16 protein-coding genes are annotated in these 17282 nt (G+C 49.2%); 11 read left to right on the forward strand and 5 right to left on the reverse strand.

The window, feature by feature from the left end; translation table 11 throughout:
• Positions 1–20: 20 nt before the first annotated feature.
• The 5 genes from HWI92_RS16455 to HWI92_RS16475 form a co-directional block, all read right to left on the reverse strand.
• Positions 21–395, reverse strand: coding sequence for a PadR family transcriptional regulator (locus tag HWI92_RS16455; protein ID WP_204657287.1), 375 nt, complete (start codon positions 393–395; stop codon positions 21–23).
• Between the two features lie 180 nt (positions 396–575).
• A complete protein-coding gene (locus tag HWI92_RS16460) occupies positions 576–2519 on the reverse strand; it encodes a T9SS type A sorting domain-containing protein (protein ID WP_204657289.1) in 1944 nt (647 codons plus the stop codon).
• 548 nt (positions 2520–3067) lie between these two features.
• On the reverse strand, positions 3068–5446 hold the full coding sequence (locus HWI92_RS16465) for a M1 family metallopeptidase (protein WP_204664624.1): 2379 nt from the start codon (positions 5444–5446) through the stop codon (positions 3068–3070).
• Positions 5367–6101 carry a HupE/UreJ family protein gene (locus HWI92_RS16470; RefSeq protein ID WP_204657291.1) on the reverse strand — a complete coding sequence of 245 codons (735 nt, stop codon included), beginning with the start codon at positions 6099–6101 and terminating at the stop codon, positions 5367–5369. Before HWI92_RS16470 ends, HWI92_RS16465 begins: the two co-directional genes overlap by 80 nt.
• A gap of 96 nt (positions 6102–6197) precedes the next feature.
• The gene (locus tag HWI92_RS16475; protein ID WP_229248130.1) at positions 6198–7622 is read right to left on the reverse strand and encodes a M14 family zinc carboxypeptidase; all 1425 of its coding nucleotides are present in this window, start codon (positions 7620–7622) and stop codon (positions 6198–6200) included.
• Between the two features lie 447 nt (positions 7623–8069).
• Between HWI92_RS16475 and hisH the strand changes: the two genes are divergently transcribed.
• From hisH to porU, 11 genes are all read left to right on the forward strand, one after another.
• A complete protein-coding gene (gene hisH, locus HWI92_RS16480; RefSeq protein ID WP_204657295.1) occupies positions 8070–8657 on the forward strand; it encodes an imidazole glycerol phosphate synthase subunit HisH in 588 nt (195 codons plus the stop codon).
• Between the two features lie 12 nt (positions 8658–8669).
• On the forward strand, positions 8670–9392 hold the full coding sequence (hisA, locus tag HWI92_RS16485) for a 1-(5-phosphoribosyl)-5-[(5-phosphoribosylamino)methylideneamino]imidazole-4-carboxamide isomerase (RefSeq protein ID WP_204657297.1): 723 nt from the start codon (positions 8670–8672) through the stop codon (positions 9390–9392).
• Between the two features lies 1 nt (position 9393).
• Positions 9394–10167, forward strand: coding sequence for an imidazole glycerol phosphate synthase subunit HisF (hisF, locus tag HWI92_RS16490; RefSeq protein ID WP_204657299.1), 774 nt, complete (start codon positions 9394–9396; stop codon positions 10165–10167).
• A gap of 18 nt (positions 10168–10185) precedes the next feature.
• Positions 10186–10815, forward strand: coding sequence for a bifunctional phosphoribosyl-AMP cyclohydrolase/phosphoribosyl-ATP diphosphatase HisIE (gene hisIE / locus HWI92_RS16495; protein ID WP_204657301.1), 630 nt, complete (start codon positions 10186–10188; stop codon positions 10813–10815).
• A gap of 12 nt (positions 10816–10827) precedes the next feature.
• Complete coding sequence (locus HWI92_RS16500; RefSeq protein ID WP_204657304.1) at positions 10828–11163, forward strand: phage holin family protein; 336 nt, start codon at positions 10828–10830, stop codon at positions 11161–11163.
• 60 nt (positions 11164–11223) lie between these two features.
• On the forward strand, positions 11224–11562 hold the full coding sequence (locus HWI92_RS16505; RefSeq protein ID WP_204657306.1) for a phage holin family protein: 339 nt from the start codon (positions 11224–11226) through the stop codon (positions 11560–11562).
• 99 nt (positions 11563–11661) lie between these two features.
• A complete protein-coding gene (locus HWI92_RS16510) occupies positions 11662–12087 on the forward strand; it encodes a hypothetical protein (RefSeq protein WP_204657308.1) in 426 nt (141 codons plus the stop codon).
• On the forward strand, positions 12068–12841 hold the full coding sequence (locus tag HWI92_RS16515) for a phosphoglycerol geranylgeranyltransferase (RefSeq protein ID WP_204657310.1): 774 nt from the start codon (positions 12068–12070) through the stop codon (positions 12839–12841). Before HWI92_RS16510 ends, HWI92_RS16515 begins: the two co-directional genes overlap by 20 nt.
• A gap of 149 nt (positions 12842–12990) precedes the next feature.
• Complete coding sequence (locus tag HWI92_RS16520; RefSeq protein ID WP_204657312.1) at positions 12991–13170, forward strand: hypothetical protein; 180 nt, start codon at positions 12991–12993, stop codon at positions 13168–13170.
• A 67-nt stretch (positions 13171–13237) separates the two neighbouring features.
• Positions 13238–13852 carry a SprT family zinc-dependent metalloprotease gene (locus tag HWI92_RS16525; protein WP_229248131.1) on the forward strand — a complete coding sequence of 205 codons (615 nt, stop codon included), beginning with the start codon at positions 13238–13240 and terminating at the stop codon, positions 13850–13852.
• A complete protein-coding gene (gene porU, locus HWI92_RS16530; RefSeq protein ID WP_204657316.1) occupies positions 13830–17192 on the forward strand; it encodes a type IX secretion system sortase PorU in 3363 nt (1120 codons plus the stop codon). The genes HWI92_RS16525 and porU overlap by 23 nt, the downstream gene beginning before the upstream one ends.
• The last annotated feature ends 90 nt before the right edge of the window (positions 17193–17282 follow it).

Below are 17282 nucleotides of genomic sequence, written 5' to 3' on the forward strand. Positions count from 1 at the left end.
ATCGAATGTCTTTAATGAAATCAGTTAGGGTCGGATAAATCATGCGATGCAGCTTTTCCCATGTCTTCCGTGCGTTTGATCACGGTTTGCACCGACTCGGCCAGCTCAAACCAGGTTGACTGCATGGCATTCAGGAAAATCTTCCCCTCTTCCGTCAAAACATAGTATTTCCTCGGCGGACCAGACGATGATTCCACCCATTTGTAATCCAGCCAGCCCGAGTTTTTCAACCGGGTAAGAAGCGGGTACAACGTACCTTCCACCACCATAATGTGCGCGGACGTCAGTTCATCCAACATATCGGAGGCATATACTTCGCCCCGCGATATGATGTGCAGGATGCAGAATTCCAGAATTCCTTTGCGCATCTGCACCTGGGCATTTTCAATATTCATGTGCTTTCATGTGTTAATTAAAATGACTCGTTCATGGCTAATAGATAGATGCTGAGATCTAACACTACAAAGGTATACACAGGTACTTTGTGATGCAAGGTACCATGTTAAAAAAAAGTTACCATTGTTATGAATGGCAACTTTTAGGTATGACCGGCTATATTCCTGGAAAGTCTTTTGTCAGTGTGCTACTACCACTTTATGGAGCTGGCTAGTACCATCTTTCCGTACAACCCTGGCGAAGTACAACCCTGGCTGCAAGCGGCTTACATCTATACTCCTGACCGGTTTTGCAGATGAATAAACAACTGCCGACCGGCTGTTGATCAACTCCACCTTGCGTACCTGTTTCCAGTCAGAGCCCTGAAATGACAGTATTTCGGAAGTGGGATTGGGATATATACTTACCCTTTCTACTTCCCCGAATGTCAGGCTGATGATTTTACTATAGGTAAACTTTCCATCCGCATCCACGATCCTGAGCCTGTACAGGTTTTTGCTGCCTGCTGCTATACGGGCATGTGCATACTGGTAGCTGACAAGACTGTTGCTCTCTCCTTTTGCATTTACGATGCCAAGCTTGTTCCAGGACTTACCATCGGTACTTTGCTGTATTTCAAAAAAGCTGCTCTGTGTTTCGGAAGTAGTAGCCCAGCTGAGCTCAGCCATGTTACCCTCTGTATGGCCTGCAAATGTTATCAGGGTTACAGGCAGGGGTGGCTGGTCTGCTTCGAGCTTTACAATCCAGTAGTCGTAGCTTCCGCGGGACACCTGGCTTTTCTCTCCGCCTGCGCCTGCATCCGTATATCCACCCAGCAGGTAACCTCCATCCGAAGTAGGTGCCACAGCCCGGAGGTTATCCGCACCTTTGCTACCCACTGTTTTATCCCAGATTACAGTAGTACCGTTCATAGAAAGTTTTACGACCCAGTAGTCGAAGCTCCCCCGGCTTTTTCCCGTTTTATCACCACAGGCACACGACTCCGACGATCCAGCAAGTATGAATGAGCCGTCCGGCGATTGCAGCAGGGCATGCAGCTCGTCACGGCTGGCACTGCCTATGGTACGGTCCCACTGCTTTTCTCCTGCCGGCGACAGCTTTACCACCCAGTAGTCCGAGGCTCCTTTGGGCTCTTCGGTTTTATCGCCGCTCGCTATGGCTTCGGACTGGCCACCAAGGATGAACCCGCCGTCTGAAGTCTCTTTTAATGCACGCAAATCCTCTGCTCCGTCTCCACCCAGCGTCCGGTCCCATTGCTTGGTACCGTTTGCAGCGATTTTAACAATCCAGTAATCACTGTCATATTCATATTCTCCGGACAGCTGGTTGGTTTCCGACTTATCGCCCCCCATACCTGACGTGGAGGTCCCTCCCATGATGTAGCCACCATCCCTGGTTTGCTGGATTGCGTAGAGCTGGTCATTCAGGCCTCCGCCGAAAGTCTTGTCCCATTGCTTTGTGCCATTGGCGGAAATTTTTACCACCCAGTAATCATTTGTTTGCATGGTTCCCCGCCGGTCTTCTGTTTTATCCCCGCTGATCCCCGAATTGGAATACCCGCCAAGAATATAGCCACCGTCGCTGGTCTGCTGCACGCCCCTGAGAATTTCAAAGGAATCACCGCCAAACACCCGGTCCCACTCCTTTGTGCCGTCTGCAGAAAGCTTGATAACCCAGTAATCCGACCCGCCTCGTACCACGCCCGACAGATCGCCGCCTGCGCCATAGGTGTACCCGCCCAGGATGTACCCTCCGTCACGCGTCTGCTGGAGTGAATAAAGTACATCTTCGCTGGATGCACCAAAAGTTTTGTCCCACTCCTTGCTGCCATCCGGTGCCAGTTTCAGAATCCAGAAATCCCTGTCGCCCTGGGTAATTTCCGACTTATCGGCACTGATCCCTGACTCCGATGCACCACCGACAATGTAGCCGCCGTCAGCGGTTTGCTGCAAGGCAAAAAGCTGATCCAGCCTGCTTCCTCCCCTTGCGCGCTCCCATTGTAAATTGGGAGTAGTTTGTGCCCGACAGGTAGTCAGGACCAGCATCCCAATCCCCAGAATCATCCCTGAACACCTCACAACTGTCTTGATCCCGGACAGAAAAGGGCATAATGCGAATTTCATATGTAGTTGTTTTGTTTGCCTTGGAATTCAAATTTTAGATAGCCCTTTCTTTCTTTTTTGCATAGCAGTCCGAAATACTGCGCTTGCGGAAAGGTTGTTTTTATTTGGAAATCAGACGGGTATAATGTCTGAGTGTGCGGAAAGCCGGCAGGTGCGATACACCTGCACACGTTTTACGAAGTGAAGGAGAAAATATCAAAAGCGGAATTTTGGTAAGTGAAAAGCCTGTAAATCAGTCTGAATACTATTTTCTGCTCGGAAAATTGAAGGTACGTGCATACTGATAGTTGATGATATTTTGAAAGTGCAGGGAGTGTAGTTGATACCGCTGTGTGCAGCCTTTCCAATTAATACTATGCTGAACATTAAACCTGTCGGTTTTTGTTTCAAATGTAATCGACCATTTACAAAATGCTTCGATTCTGATTCTCAAAGGCATAAATATTTGCATTTTTTTAGCATCTGGCCTGAGTGGTACCTTCAGGAAAAAGGGCTTGTCGCAGGGATTCGTACCCGCAACAAGCCCTTGACCATACCAATCCGGAATACTAATTCTTAGGAGTCGTAATCTTTCCTGCTCCCGTACCTTCCTGCTGCATCGGATTGGGCGTACGCCTCATTTGCTGCTGCTTGAAAATCTGGAACCTCGTAGGTTTGGCAACTCTCGGGAATGCATTATTTTCAGTATCAATGTCGGCGATCTGGAAGTATGGGTCCAGTGTCCATTGTACCACCTTCTTTTTGGTTGCAATCACCTTGTTGATCTGGGCATCATTGAAGCGCCAGATCTCCGCAGGAAATACGGCCACAGAATCCGTACCATCCTCAAAGTCCATTTTTACGATCACAGGCATGGGAAGTCCGCCTTTGTTTTTGACGGACAATGTATAAAAGTTGGTATTGTTCCGGATCAGATCTTTCTCCGACTCGGTCAGGGTTGACAGGTACTGCTCGTATTTCTGGCGGTCAGCATCGGTCACTTTAAACGGATCATACCGGTTGTAAAAGTCGGCCATGGTCGAGTCCTGAGCTACTACGGTTTCTCCTTTGGTTTTGGCATCCTGGATCTTGCTCATCGTCGTCTTCCGGCGGGCATCTTCCTTGCGCGCCAGCTCTTTTTCGATCTCCGGATTTTGCGTGTCGATGTTAAACCAGTCGACACTCACCAGATCCTGGTCCACAGGCTCGGTACCATAAAACCAGCCTTTCCAGAACCAGTCCAAGTCCACGCCGGAAGCATCTTCCATCGTCCTGAAAAAATCAGCAGGTGTCGGGCTTTTGAAGCGCCATCTTGTTGCGTACTCTTTGAATGCATGATCAAAAAGCTCGCGGCCCATGACCGTCTCGCGCAGGATGTTCAGTGCCGTAGCTGGTTTTCCGTAGGCATTGGGCCCCAGGCCGATCACATTTTCCGCGGAAGCCATGATCGGTGTCAATACGGATTTATCCGAAGACATATAGTCCGTGATCTGATTGGGCTCGCCCCGCCGTGTAGGGAAGTTGTAGTCCCATTCTTTTTCAGCAAGGTACTGGCAAAATGTATTCAGACCCTCGTCCATCCAGGCCCACTGGCGCTCATCGGAGTTCACGATCATCGGGAAAAAGTTGTGGCCGACCTCATGGATAATCACGCCGATCATTCCGTATTTCGTGGCTTCGCTGTAAGTACCGTCCTCTTCGGGCCTTCCGCCATTGAAGCTGATCATGGGGTACTCCATTCCTCCGCCCGCAATCGAGTGACATGATATGGCCACAGGGTAAGGGTACTCAAATGTACGCGCACCGTAAGATTTGAGGGTATGTGCTACTGCGCGTGTCGAATATTGCTCCCATAGCGGGTTACCTTCCTTTGGGTACACCGACATACACCAGATTTTGCGGCCGCTTTTGTAAACATCCTGCTGCATCGCATCCCAGATAAACTTGCGGCTGCTTGCAAATGCAAAGTCACGCACATTGTCAGCCTTGTAAATCCAGGTCTTCTTGCCCGGATTTTTATTTTCACGCTTTTCTGCCTTTTCCGCCTCAGCCTGCGTCACGATCATAACCGGTGTTTTTGAAGTCTCGGCTTGTTTCAGGCGCTGCTTCTGTGCGGCAGTAAGTACCTGTGCATAGTTCTGGCATTCGCCGCTGGCTGCCACCACGTGGTCAGCAGGTACCGTAATCGCAACTTTATAGTTACCAAAGATCAGCGCAAACTCACCCTGACCCAGAAACTGCTTGTGGTTCCAGCCATTTACATCATCATAGGGAGCCAGGCGGGGAAACCAGTGCGCAATGAAATAGTTGGCATTTCCGTCTTTTGGAAAATACTCGTAACCGCTCCGGCCATAGTACTCGGTAATATTGTAGCTCCACTCCACCGAAAACACGATGCTGGTAGCAGGCTTCATGCCCGCTGGCAGATCAATACGCATCATGGTATTGTTGATTGTAAAAGGAAGTGCCTTGCCGGCCTTGTCTTTTACGGATGCGATTTTGTAACCATATTCCTTATCAGCGTCCAGGGACGAGCCGCGGCCATTGTTGAGCGCCTGCAGCTGGCTGGTGCTCATTCCTTTTTCATTGATGGTACCGGTACGCGACATAGCCCCGATCCCGTCTTTCTTGAAAAGGTTCTGGTCGAGCTGCATCCAGATGTACTTAAGCTCATCCGGGGAATTATTAAAGAAAGTAATGGTTTCCGTGCCTTTGATGCTGCGGTTCTCATCGTCAAGCTCGGCTTTGATATCGTAGTCGGCGCGTTGCTGCCAGTACTCGCGTCCCGGTGCGCCGGAAGCGGCACGGGTTGAGTTGGGCGTTGGGAGCACAGTGCCCAGTTGTTCAAATCGGTCGTTGGCCTTGTAGTTAGGCGACGTAGGCAGCTGCTGGGCATAGGATGCCACAGTGATCAGCAGGGTAAGTAACGGGAGCAGCGTTTTTCTCATCATCATGGGTATTGGTATATGCTAGGCTTGCGGTAGTTGTGTTGACTGTGGTCAGACTTCTGAAAAATTCGTTGTTTAAAATAAGGGACAATGCCATTCCTGCAATAATGCCCGAAAGAATGTTCACCCAGCTCATGCGCTGTACCCGCAACAGCTCAATGGCCACAAATGCAATGCAGAGTACAATGAAGACGATGATCAGCTGGCCCAGCTCGAGGCCGATATTAAAGCCCAGCAAAGGACTTGTGATCTCCGCTTCCTGACCGAGCAGTGCGCGCAGGTAATTGGAAAATCCCAGTCCATGGATCAGCCCGAACACCAGTGCAATCACATACCTGAATGAAGAAGTACGTTCCGGCTGAGCAGCATGGCTCTTGGGGGTTTTGTAAAAAAAATTAAAAACTGCTGTAATGACAATCGTTACCGGGATCAGCAATTCTATCCAGTCTTTATCCACATTCACCAGTCCAAGCGTGGAGAGTGCCAGCGTAACGGAATGCCCGATGGTAAATGCTGTCACCAGAATAACTACCTTTTTCCAGTCTACCAGCGTGTACACGGTACACAATGCCATAATGAAAAGAATGTGATCGTAACCCCGGGAATCGGTAATGTGGTTAAACCCGAGCAACAAATAAGCCTGAAATTCTGACATCAAGATTTAATAAAAGGTGCATTGACTGACAAATAATTGTCAAGACAAAAATGCCAGTCCGAAGATATTCTTTTCAATGCATGATTGCAAGGCGGGTTACTCAATGATCCCCTGGCCTTTGGTACCATCAAACTTTTCGAGGTCGTACACGAATCCGTTGACTACTGCATATTTAACAACAGCTCCTTTTTTAAGGATGAAAGTTGCGGTATTACCAAGTCCGGGCGTACCCGAAGGTGCCGCCTGCCCACCCCGGAGCACGTGCAGGGGCGTGGTCGTAAAATAGAGTCCCAGGGCGCGGCTGTTTCCGTCCGCAGCAAGCCGGACGTAGGTGTACCCCTGTTTGAGCAGGGTCAATGCATTGAGCTTGCCGATTTCACTCACATTCCGGTATGCCGTCGGATAAACTTTTCCTTTTTCAATGGTGAGGCCGGTAGCATCCAGCTCTTCACTGCCATACTGCGGATGCAGGTCGCCGAACTCCTCGATTTTACTGTAATAAAAGAACTTCGTTGCATTGGAATAATTGACCTCATTGCGGTTGATACCCAGGTCGGCCGTAAATGCCTTCCCCGACTGCCGTACCGTTGCATTCCTGACCACCAGGTCATACACCCATTTTCCGTTTTCGGGTATTTTCTGGTAATCGTCCCGGTCTTCTTTGGCCAGAGAATGATCGGCTATCCTGCCCAATGCGGAGAGGATTGCCATAAAATTCAACTGTCGGATGTATTGCTTTTCGGGATCGCCTACGTATCCGCCGGACTCGATCAGCACGAGTGTGGTCCCCCATTTCTGCACATTGTCACCAAAACCACGCGGCTCGTGATCGTCCGCATAGCGCGCTACCTGGCCGGGAATGTACCTTTGCAGTACCTTATTCATGCCCACAATCAGCTGCATGGAACGTTCCCGCACATCATTCACGGACAGTTCATAGTTGTAGGAAGTAGCCAGGAACGAAATCGTTGCCACCTTAGGGCTGCGGCCCGCAGAGTACCGCGGACTCTGGTCGTGCAGGTTAAAGCCGTAATCGGGTTTAAGCCTGTCGACCAACCCTTTTAGAATGGCTCCCTCAGGTGTTTGCCGGGCGGCGGCGTCGCGGTTCATATCAATGCCCTGTACGGTCCGGCGCTGGTACCTTTCGGCACCGTCGGGATTGAGCATTGGCACAAAGTACAGGGTTGTTTTTTCAAGCAGCTCCTTCCGGAAATCGTCGAAACCGTCGTTTTTACCTTCCAGGAAATTAAAAATATCGAACGTGGCCATGGTGGCAGTAGGCTCATCCCCATGCATCTGCGACCAGAGCAGCACCTTCTTCTTGCCTTTTCCTACCTTGATCATGCGGATTGTGCGGCCTTCAAACGATTGCCCAACTTCCTCAATGGCGTACAGCGGATTTCCCACCCGCTTGCTGATCAGCGGAATAATGTCTTTCTGCTTGAACCTGCGCTGAACGAGCGTTGCTTCGCGATAGTTTTTGTGGGCTTTAAAGAGGCGGTCCGCCAGATCTTCGGACATGGCCCCGGGTTGTGTGGAAATCAAAATTGCAAAAGAGAAAAAGATTTGAAAAATGGATCTTGACATAGTTTTCCGTCCGATATGCCCTGCAAGGTACAAAAGGAATGTCTTACCGCATGGGCAAGGTTGATGGGCGCTTCATCAAAAAACAGAGAACCTGCCGGTTACATTTCATACGCTATTTGCGGATGTCTCTAAGCAAATTTTAATATAATATTTCAGATGGTCACGTTCCTTTTTTACGAAAATGGCTTACATTTGTAGTATGATAAACGCTCAAACACATCATCACTTTCATCAATGCCATACGGCTGTCGGACGAATTGGGTGATCTGTTTTTGCAAGTAGTGTTGTAATAAGGTTGAATACATAGTATCCCCAAAAAAGGCCCGATCTCAAATCGGGCTTTTTTGTTGCCTGAACACATTATTACCCTTTTTTACCTGAATGAAAACCGTCATAATCAAATACAACGCAGGCAATGTGCAGTCGGTCATGTACGCCCTCGACAGGATCGGCGCCGGCTACCTTTATACGGACGATGAGCAGGAGATCCGCTCGGCCGACAAGGTGATTTTTCCGGGCGTGGGCGAAGCCAGCACGACCATGCACTACCTTCGCAGGACCGGCCTCGACCAGCTCATCCCCTCCCTGAAACAGCCCGTGCTGGGAACCTGCATTGGTATGCAGCTCATGTGCCGGTTTTCGGAAGAAAACAATACCGAATGCATGGGTATTTTTGATGTGGATGTTAAACGGTTTCCGGCAGCAACGGGCATGAAAGTACCGCATATGGGCTGGAACAACATCGGGCATTACAACACAAAGCTGGCTGACGGGCTGCCCGATAATGCATTTGTCTATTTTGTACACAGCTTTGCCGCGCCGGTTTGTGAATATACCGTGGCTACCTGCGAATACATTCAACCGTTCAGCGCGATGCTGCAGAAGGATAATTTTTACGCCGCCCAGTTCCACTGCGAGATCAGTGGTAATGCCGGGCAGCAGGTTCTTGAAAACTTTTTGAAAATATAACCCTTCCCCCTGATGATTGAGATTATACCCGCTATCGACATTATTGAAGGCAAGTGCGTGCGCCTGACCCAGGGTAACTATGGACAGAAAACCATTTACAATGAAAATCCACTTGAAGTAGCTCTTCAGTTTGAAGATGCCGGGCTTACCCGCCTGCACCTTGTGGACCTGGATGGCGCCAAAGCCAAAAAGGTGATTAACTGGAAAGTCCTTGAAAAAATAGCAGGCAAAACCCGGCTGCATGTGGACTTTGGCGGCGGCGTACAATCCGATGATGATATCAGGATGGTGTTTGAATGCGGGGCAAAGCAGGTAACCGGAGGAAGTATTGCTGTAAAGCAACCCGACCTGTTTGAGCATTGGCTGTCTGCTTACGGCGGAGAAAAAATAATCCTCGGGGCAGATGCAAAGCAGGAGAAAATTGCGGTAAGCGGCTGGGAAGAAGGAACTTCGATCTGGGTGTACGACTTTGTGGAAGCTTATGTAGAAAAGGGTGTTAAATACACGATCAGCACAGATGTTGCCAAGGACGGCCTGCTTCAGGGGCCTTCTTTTGATTTATATAAAAACATGCAGGATAAGTGCCCCGACCTGAAGATCATTGCAAGCGGGGGCGTAAGTGAAATGAAAGATGTTGAAAAGCTTGAAGAAATGGGGATCTATGGTGTCATTATCGGAAAAGCGATTTATGAAAATCGTATAACTCTCAGCGACTTACAAAAATTTACAGTCTGATATGCTGACCAAACGCATTATACCCTGCCTGGATGTAAAAGACGGACGTACAGTAAAAGGGGTAAACTTTGTCAATCTGCGCGACGCGGGCGACGCTGTGGAGCTGGGTGCATTGTACGCCTCCCACGGAGCCGACGAACTCGTGTACCTCGATATTACGGCTACGATCGACGGTCGCTCCACCTTCATCGACCTGGTAAGGCGGGTTGCGCATACCGTTAACATTCCATTTACTGTTGGCGGAGGCATATCATCGGTGGAGGATGTATCCGCATTGCTGCATGCCGGCGCCGATAAGGTATCAATCAACTCCGCGGCCGTACGCAATCCCGACCTCATCAACCGGCTTGCACTCGACTTTGGCAGTCAGTGCATTGTAGTTGCAATAGATACGCGTTATATAGCTACCGAAAACGGTAGTGAGCACATCGTCCATACCCACGGCGGCCGCAAGGCGACTGAAATCAGGACGATACCCTGGGCGAGGGAAGTTGAAGACCGCGGTGCCGGCGAGATCCTGCTGACCTCAATGGACACGGACGGTACAAAAAACGGCTTTGCACTGGAACTTACGGCCAGGATTTCGGGTAATGCGGGCATTCCGGTGATTGCTTCGGGCGGAGCCGGAAATATGGAGCACTTCTATGATGTTTTTACAGCCGGCAAGGCTGACGCAGGACTTGCAGCCAGCATTTTTCATTTTCGGGAGATAGATATCCCCGACCTCAAGCAATATTTGCATGGCAGAGCGCTGCCGATGAGGATGACCCTTTAACCCACTGTGCAAACTGATATGAGCAACGAATTCAATACGATCAATTTCGAAAAATCAGCTGACAGGCTGGTTCCGGTTGTAATACAGGATACCAACTCCGACAAAGTACTCATGCTCGGCTACATGAACGAAGAAGCCTTTGAGAAAACCAGGCGCGAGGGTACCGTGACATTTTTCAGCCGTACCAAGCAAAGACTCTGGACCAAAGGTGAAACTTCGGGTAACTTCCTTTTCGTAAATGAGATCAATGTGGACTGTGACGGCGATACCCTCCTGATCAAGGCAACGCCCGCAGGCCCGGTTTGCCACACCGGGGCAGATACCTGCTTTGGGGAAAAAAATGTGCAGCATACCAAGATCGGAGAAGCTTCGTTCCTGAACTATCTTCAGAAACAGGTGATCCGCGAAAGGAAATTGAACCCTTCCGAAGCATCTTATACCAGCAGTCTTTTCAGGAAGGGAATCAACAAGATTGCGCAGAAAGTAGGCGAAGAGGCGGTGGAAGTTGTCATCGAAGCAAAGGATGAGGACAATGATCTTTTCATGAACGAAGTCTCCGATTTGCTTTTTCACCTCCTGATTCTCCTGGAACAGAAAAACATTGACTTAGATGAGGTAATTAACGTACTTCGCAGCCGTCACAAATAAATCGGCTGCGATATGAAATTACTCTTACGACTTGTAATAAGCACGTTGGCAGTACTGGTAGCGTCCAAATTAGTACCGGGCGTATTCATTGAAGATACCGGCACTGCCATTGTTGTAGCCATTGTACTTGGTATCCTCAATACTTTCCTCAGGCCTGTCCTGCAAATACTCGCGCTCCCTATCACCATCCTGACGCTCGGCCTGTTTTATTTCGTCGTCAACGTCTTCATTATTTACCTTGCCACCTATCTCGTCAGCGGGTTCGAGATTGATGGATTTATCTCTGCCTTATTCTTTGGCCTCATCGTTTCCGTTGTTTCTTCCATTCTTGGTATGTTTTTGGATTAATGTTGTGAAAAATGCTTCATACTGAGCATTACTGATGTACATGACAAGACCAATACTGCTATGATAAGTCAATTGGAAGATATCAAAGACACGCTTTTCAAATACTTCGAAACGCGGATCGACCTTTTTAAGATCGAAACCCGGGACAAGATTGAGCGGGCCGCCGTCATGGGCGTATATGGTGCAATTTTGCTCTGTATCGGCCTTACCGTACTGATTCTGATCATTATCCTGCTAGGTACGTTCCTCAACAAGTGGCTCAACAGCGACTATCTTGGCTTTGTAATCCTGCTCGGTGTTTTCGCGCTTCTGCTGGTTCTGTCCATTGTTTTCCGCGATGCAGTGATCCGTGTGGTGCGTAACGTTATTGTGAAATTTGTGAGTATCAAAGAAGGCTGAACCGGATGAAATAGTTGTAATGGGGAAAATTTTCCATTCAAATTGCTATTTTTGGGTTCCTTTTAAATTAATCCCGATCACAGTTTAAAAAGGAAAGAGATGAATTCTCCTATAGATTCTTCGGTTAAAATTACCAAACCGTTCTCTTCGGATACGGATAAAGAAAAACAGGATCTGATCCTGAATGCGGATCTTTACCGCGACAAGCTTGAAACACAGTGGACGGGCCTGAAAAGTGATGCAGGCGATTATGGAAAAAAAGCATTGGTAATTGGCGGTGCAATTGCTACCAGCTACCTGCTGATGAATGCACTGCTGCCCAAGCCCAAAAAGCCGAAGCCTGTATTTGACGAGTATGCATTGCGTCCGGTAGAAGTAGAGGTAAAGCCAAAGAAGAGCAAGCAATTTGCGGTAGGGAAAGCCGTTCAAAGCTTGGCCTGGACGATCGCACTCGAATGGGCACGTCAAAGGCTGAAACATTTAGTTGCAGATGATCAAAAACCGAATGAAAACAGCGGATCGTAAAATTGCAGACCTCCTTCACATCCGAAAAGCAGAGAAAAGGAAATCCTTCGCGGTGCTCCTGGATCCTGATAAAGTAAACTTTGATACTTTCCCGAATTTTCTGGAATACGCGGCTACGCACGGCGTCGACTTTTTTTTTGTAGGCGGTAGCCTGATTACCAACTATGCAATCGACCGCCTGGTAGCGGCCATTCACGAATACACGGACATCCCGGCTATCCTTTTTCCGGGCAGCAGCCTGCATATTGATCCTGTTGCAGATGCCATCCTGCTGCTTTCCCTCATTTCCGGCCGCAACCCCGATCTGCTGATCGGACAGCACGTTATCGCGGCACCCCTGCTCAAAAGCAGCGGCATTGAAGTACTTCCTACCGGCTATATGCTTATTGAAAGCGGCCGGCTTACCACAGTTTCCTACATCAGCAATACCACTCCCCTGCCCCGCGACAAGCCCGGCATCGTAGCATGTACCGCCCTTGCCGGTGAGTACCTGGGTCTCCAGTATATGTTCCTCGACGCAGGCAGCGGCGCTCAGTTTCCCGTCACTGCTGAAACGATTGCGGCGGTACGCGGCACGGTTGACACACCTATCATCGTCGGAGGCGGCATCGACTCCTACGAAAAAGCTGACCAGGCACTAAATGCAGGAGCAGACGTGATTGTAGTGGGAAATGGGATTGAAAAAAATCCGGAACTCCTGCCCGAAGTAGCTGCCTGCGTGAAAGCTTTCAACAGCAAGATAGAAGTTGCTTAATATATATAGCAGAATAAATTGGACAAATTGAAGAGCTTAAAGACTTTTCTAAGGAAATTTTAAGTTCTTGAAAAAATACAATCCTAAACGTTGGGATTGTTCAGAATATTCATTTTACCTTTGCAATGAACCTTAATTACACCCAAGAAATGAAAAAATTCATCGCTTTCGCGTTCGTTGCCGGGATGGTAACTTTCGCTGCTTGTACTAGCAAACCTGCTGACGAATCAGCTGACACAACTGCTGTAACTGTTGAAACTCCTGCAGTTGATACAATGGCTGTTGATTCAGTAACTACAGACTCTGCTTCTGCTGATTCAGTGAAGTAATTGTCCGTACGAGACGGAACTTCTGAAAAGCCCTATGAAAATAGGGCTTTTCTTTTTTTATTTAGGTATGAAAAATACTTCGATCGGCTCGTACATCCCTGCACCAGCCATTGACTATTGTGAAGCCCTGCGCAGACAGTATCCCTTTGATTTTTTGCTTTCCAGGCCACGTCGCACCAGATTGGGCGACTTTACGGTAAAGCCGGGAGTGCCCCCCCGGATCACCGTCAATGCAAATCTGAACCCCTATAATTTCCTGATCACTTACCTGCACGAAATAGCTCACTGCGTGGTGCATTACCAGTATCGCGGACGTGGCAAAAAGCGGCCCGCTCCGCATGGTAAAGAATGGAAGCAGGCGTTTTCGGCATTGTTGCAGCCTGTCATGAATGAAAGTATCTTCCCGGAAGACATTCTCCATGCACTGGTACGTTATTCCCAAAATCCGGGTGCTACCACCGGCGGCGATCCTGCCTTAATCCAGGCAATCCGCAAGTACGACGTACAATCCCTTACGCCAGGAAAAGTAGCATTGGTACAATTGAATGAAGGAACAAACTTTGTTTTTCAAAACAGACAATTCATACGGGGCTCGGTCCGCAGGACGAGGGTACTTTGTACGGACAAGATTTCCCGCAGGCTATATACCATCCCGGCACATGCCCTGGTGGAAGCATGCTAGCCTTTTTCTTGCACTTCTGGCAGGATTCCTGCTCACTGTACAAGCCGCATACTGCCAGGAACTTACCCCGCTTTCAACCGGGGACTGGTACCGGATAGGGGTAACTAAATCAGGCATTTACAAGCTGGATGCACCGTTTCTTCGCAAATTAGGCATAGAGCCGGGTGGCATTGATCCCAAAACGATACGCATACTGGGAGGACCAGCCGGCATGCTGCCGCAAAGTAATGCCGCCGGAATCTCCATGCTGAACGAAGTTGCTGTACAAGTCACCGGAGAGGCTGACAATCGGTTTGATGCCGGGGACGCAGCATTTTTCTATGCAGAAGGTCCGCACATTGTGACTTACGACACTGCCTCAGCTTCCCTCTCCCACCAGTTGCATGTGTATTCCGACACTGCTTTTTACTTTCTGAACATCGGCGCGCAAAATGGGCTTAGAATCGTGCCTGCCAACTATCCTGCAAAACCCTCAGCCCGCCTTGTCTCACATTTTGATGATTACTGGTACCATGAGCAGGAAACAACCAACCTGCTGAAATCGGGCCGGGAATGGTGGGGAGAATACCTGGGCTCAGGTACCATTACAGTAGCTGCTACAATTCCCGGGGTCATTCCGCAGTCAGAGATCAGGGTTAATACTTCGGCAGTGGGAGCCGCGCAGGTCACTACAAAGTTCAAATGGTCGCTGAATGGAACAGTCCTGGGCGAGGTTCCGATTGGTACCGTAAGTGCCAGTACTTACGACATCAAAGGCATCCGTGCGGACAAAACATTTACTACATCCGCCGGCGCTGTTCCTGCAACGGAATACAATGCAGGAATTACCTACGAGAAAAACGGGCAGAGTTCGGCTCAGGGTTACCTCAACTATATCAGTTTACAAACAAAAAGGAATTTCAGCTCCTACGACACACAGCAGCTTTACCATTTACTTCCCTCATCAGACACGGTAACTTACCGGTTCACCAATACATCAGCAGGCTGGAATCTCTGGGATGTTACGGACATGGTGCATCCTGCCATGATTGTCGACGCTATGCCGGCCGGCACGTTTGACTTTACATACCCAGGTGCGCCAGCCTCCCGCAAAGTTGCCGGGTTCAGCAGCACCCTGGCATTTGAGCCAGCCTCATGGGAGAAAATTACCAATCAAAATCTCACCTTCATAGATGTTCCCAAGCTTTTGATTGTAACCCCACCGCAGTGGCAAAATGAAGCTGCGCGGCTGGCAACATACCGGAAAGACCATGACGGGATTGCTGCCACCGTCGTAACCACCCGGCAGATTTACAATGAGTTTGCAGGCGGCAAGCCGGACGTTACTGCTATCCGGAATTTTGTACGGTATTTGTACGAAAAATCACCCGGCAAACTGCGCTACCTGCTGCTTTTCGGGGATGCTACTTACGATTACAAAAATAACCTGCTCAATCAGCCAGTACAGCAGCGCGGCAACTGGGTACCCGTCTACGAAAGCCGCGAATCACTCAATCCGGTGTACACGTATTCTTCCGATGATTATTTCGGCTTTCTTGAAAAAAGTGAAGGTACCTGGACAGAAGCCCTGACGGGCGATCACACGCTGGATATTGGTATAGGCCGTCTTCCGGCCAAAAACGCCGCAGAAGCCAAAACGATTGTTGACAAGCTGATCCGGTATGACCGCCTGGCGCCGGGTTTGTGGAAAAGTAAAGTACAATTTGTGGCTGACGATGGTGACGGTAACATTCACCAGCAGCATGCCGATCAGCTTGCAAATCTGATTCAGCGCGATTTCCTGCCCTCCCGCACGTTTATAGATGCATTTGAACAAAATACAACCGAGCAGGGCCCGAAAGCTCCGCAGGTAAATGCAGAAATCCTAAAGCATATTGACCAGGGCACATTGATCCTCAATTATATCGGTCATGGAGGCGTGAGTGGCTGGGCTGAGGAACAAATCCTTACCCTCGCCGATATGCAGGCGGCAAGGGGCATCAGCAACCTTCCGCTGCTGCTGACCGCAACCTGTGACTTCGGGCGGTACGATGATCCGGCAATTGTGTCAGGGGCAGAGATTATGGTATTAAGCCCGAAAGGAGCCGCTATTGGTGCCATCAGTACCACGCGGCCGGTGTATTCCAGTACCAATTACACTTTGAGCCGTGCATTTTATGAGACCCTGGTCAGTGACGGGCCTGGTGTCAGGATGGGCGATATTTTCAGGGACACCAAAAACAAAGCACTGGCAGGCAGCCTCAACCGGAACTTCACCCTGCTGGGAGATCCCTCCATGCGGCTTGCACGCCCGGAAAGCGGCATTCGCTGGACCACAAAGCCCGATACATTGCGTGCGCTTCAAACGGTGCTGCTAGCAGGAGAGGTACTTTTGCCAGGAAGTAACACCAAAGATTCACTTTTTAACGGAACTGCCCGGATGGTAGTTTACGACAAGGAAAGTCCATTCAGGACCTTGGGAAATGAAGGTGCCTCCGGGGAGTACAGGCAGTTTACCAGCAAACTTTTTGATGGTACGGCCAGTGTCAGAGGCGGACAGTTTTCGATGCGCTTTACCGTACCGAGGGACATTGATTACCGTACAGGCACCGGCCGCGTGGATGTTTACGCGTTTGCCGGCGATACGCTTGCAGAGGCTGGCAGTCAGCTGGATATCGTTGTGGGAGGCAGTGCTCAGGTAGGCGACGACACAACTCCGCCCACAGTCACTGCATACCTGGATGAGGAGGCATTCCGGGATGGCGACCGTACGGGCCCCTCGCCTATCCTTTATATCAAAGCTCGCGATAGCAGCGGGATTAATATTTCAAGTGCAGGAATTGGTCACGATATCACGGTCACACTTAATGATACACTCACCATTGTCCTCAACGATTACTTCACGGCGAGCCTCGATGATCCGGGCTCAGGTTTGGTTGTTTATCCCTTTCAGAACCTTCCGGCGGGCCTGTACAATGCACGCGTAAAAGTGTGGGATGTATATACTAACTTATCTGAAATAGCGTTCGCTTTTCAGGTAGGCGCAGCCGCCGGCATCAAGCTCAACAATCTGAACGTATTTCCTAACCCATTTGATAAAGATCTTTCATTTGAGATAAGTCATAGTAGGTCGGGAGAGGATGTAGAAATAATTTTTAACATTTTGTTGAACAATGGACAAAAACTTGGTGTTTTCCGTCAACAGTATTATAATAGCAGCGAAACGGTGCGGGAAGTCATGATCATACCGCCCGGAAGCCTGCCTCCTCGAAACTCCTTATTGCTATTTCAGGCTGAGGTCAGATCGTTAAAAGACAATTCCAGCGATCGGAAATCGGGCAAACTGATACGATCGCCGTAGTAATAAACTTTTCAATTTTCTAGTAAAAAATATCTTTCATCGTAATTTTGACGCATTAAAGGAGCTGATTTAAAGCACTTCCTACCGCAA

The organism is Dyadobacter sandarakinus, assembly GCF_016894445.1.
GTDB classification, from domain to species: Bacteria; Bacteroidota; Bacteroidia; order Cytophagales; family Spirosomataceae; genus Dyadobacter; species Dyadobacter sandarakinus.

Excerpts from the sequence above, each read along its gene's own strand:
- HWI92_RS16455 (WP_204657287.1), bottom strand. The coding sequence starts at position 395 with ATGAATATTGAAAATGCCCAGGTGCAGATGCGCAAAGGAATTCTGGAA.
- HWI92_RS16460 (WP_204657289.1), bottom strand. The coding sequence starts at position 2,519 with ATGAAATTCGCATTATGCCCTTTTCTGTCCGGGATCAAGACAGTTGTG.
- HWI92_RS16465 (WP_204664624.1), bottom strand. The coding sequence starts at position 5,446 with ATGAGAAAAACGCTGCTCCCGTTACTTACCCTGCTGATCACTGTGGCA.
- HWI92_RS16470 (WP_204657291.1), bottom strand. The coding sequence starts at position 6,101 with ATGTCAGAATTTCAGGCTTATTTGTTGCTCGGGTTTAACCACATTACC.
- HWI92_RS16475 (WP_229248130.1), bottom strand. The coding sequence starts at position 7,622 with ATGTCCGAAGATCTGGCGGACCGCCTCTTTAAAGCCCACAAAAACTAT.
- hisH (WP_204657295.1), top strand. The coding sequence starts at position 8,070 with ATGAAAACCGTCATAATCAAATACAACGCAGGCAATGTGCAGTCGGTC.
- hisA (WP_204657297.1), top strand. The coding sequence starts at position 8,670 with ATGATTGAGATTATACCCGCTATCGACATTATTGAAGGCAAGTGCGTG.
- hisF (WP_204657299.1), top strand. The coding sequence starts at position 9,394 with ATGCTGACCAAACGCATTATACCCTGCCTGGATGTAAAAGACGGACGT.
- hisIE (WP_204657301.1), top strand. The coding sequence starts at position 10,186 with ATGAGCAACGAATTCAATACGATCAATTTCGAAAAATCAGCTGACAGG.
- HWI92_RS16500 (WP_204657304.1), top strand. The coding sequence starts at position 10,828 with ATGAAATTACTCTTACGACTTGTAATAAGCACGTTGGCAGTACTGGTA.
- HWI92_RS16505 (WP_204657306.1), top strand. The coding sequence starts at position 11,224 with ATGATAAGTCAATTGGAAGATATCAAAGACACGCTTTTCAAATACTTC.
- HWI92_RS16510 (WP_204657308.1), top strand. The coding sequence starts at position 11,662 with ATGAATTCTCCTATAGATTCTTCGGTTAAAATTACCAAACCGTTCTCT.
- HWI92_RS16515 (WP_204657310.1), top strand. The coding sequence starts at position 12,068 with ATGAAAACAGCGGATCGTAAAATTGCAGACCTCCTTCACATCCGAAAA.
- HWI92_RS16520 (WP_204657312.1), top strand. The coding sequence starts at position 12,991 with ATGAAAAAATTCATCGCTTTCGCGTTCGTTGCCGGGATGGTAACTTTC.
- HWI92_RS16525 (WP_229248131.1), top strand. The coding sequence starts at position 13,238 with ATGAAAAATACTTCGATCGGCTCGTACATCCCTGCACCAGCCATTGAC.
- porU (WP_204657316.1), top strand. The coding sequence starts at position 13,830 with ATGCCCTGGTGGAAGCATGCTAGCCTTTTTCTTGCACTTCTGGCAGGA.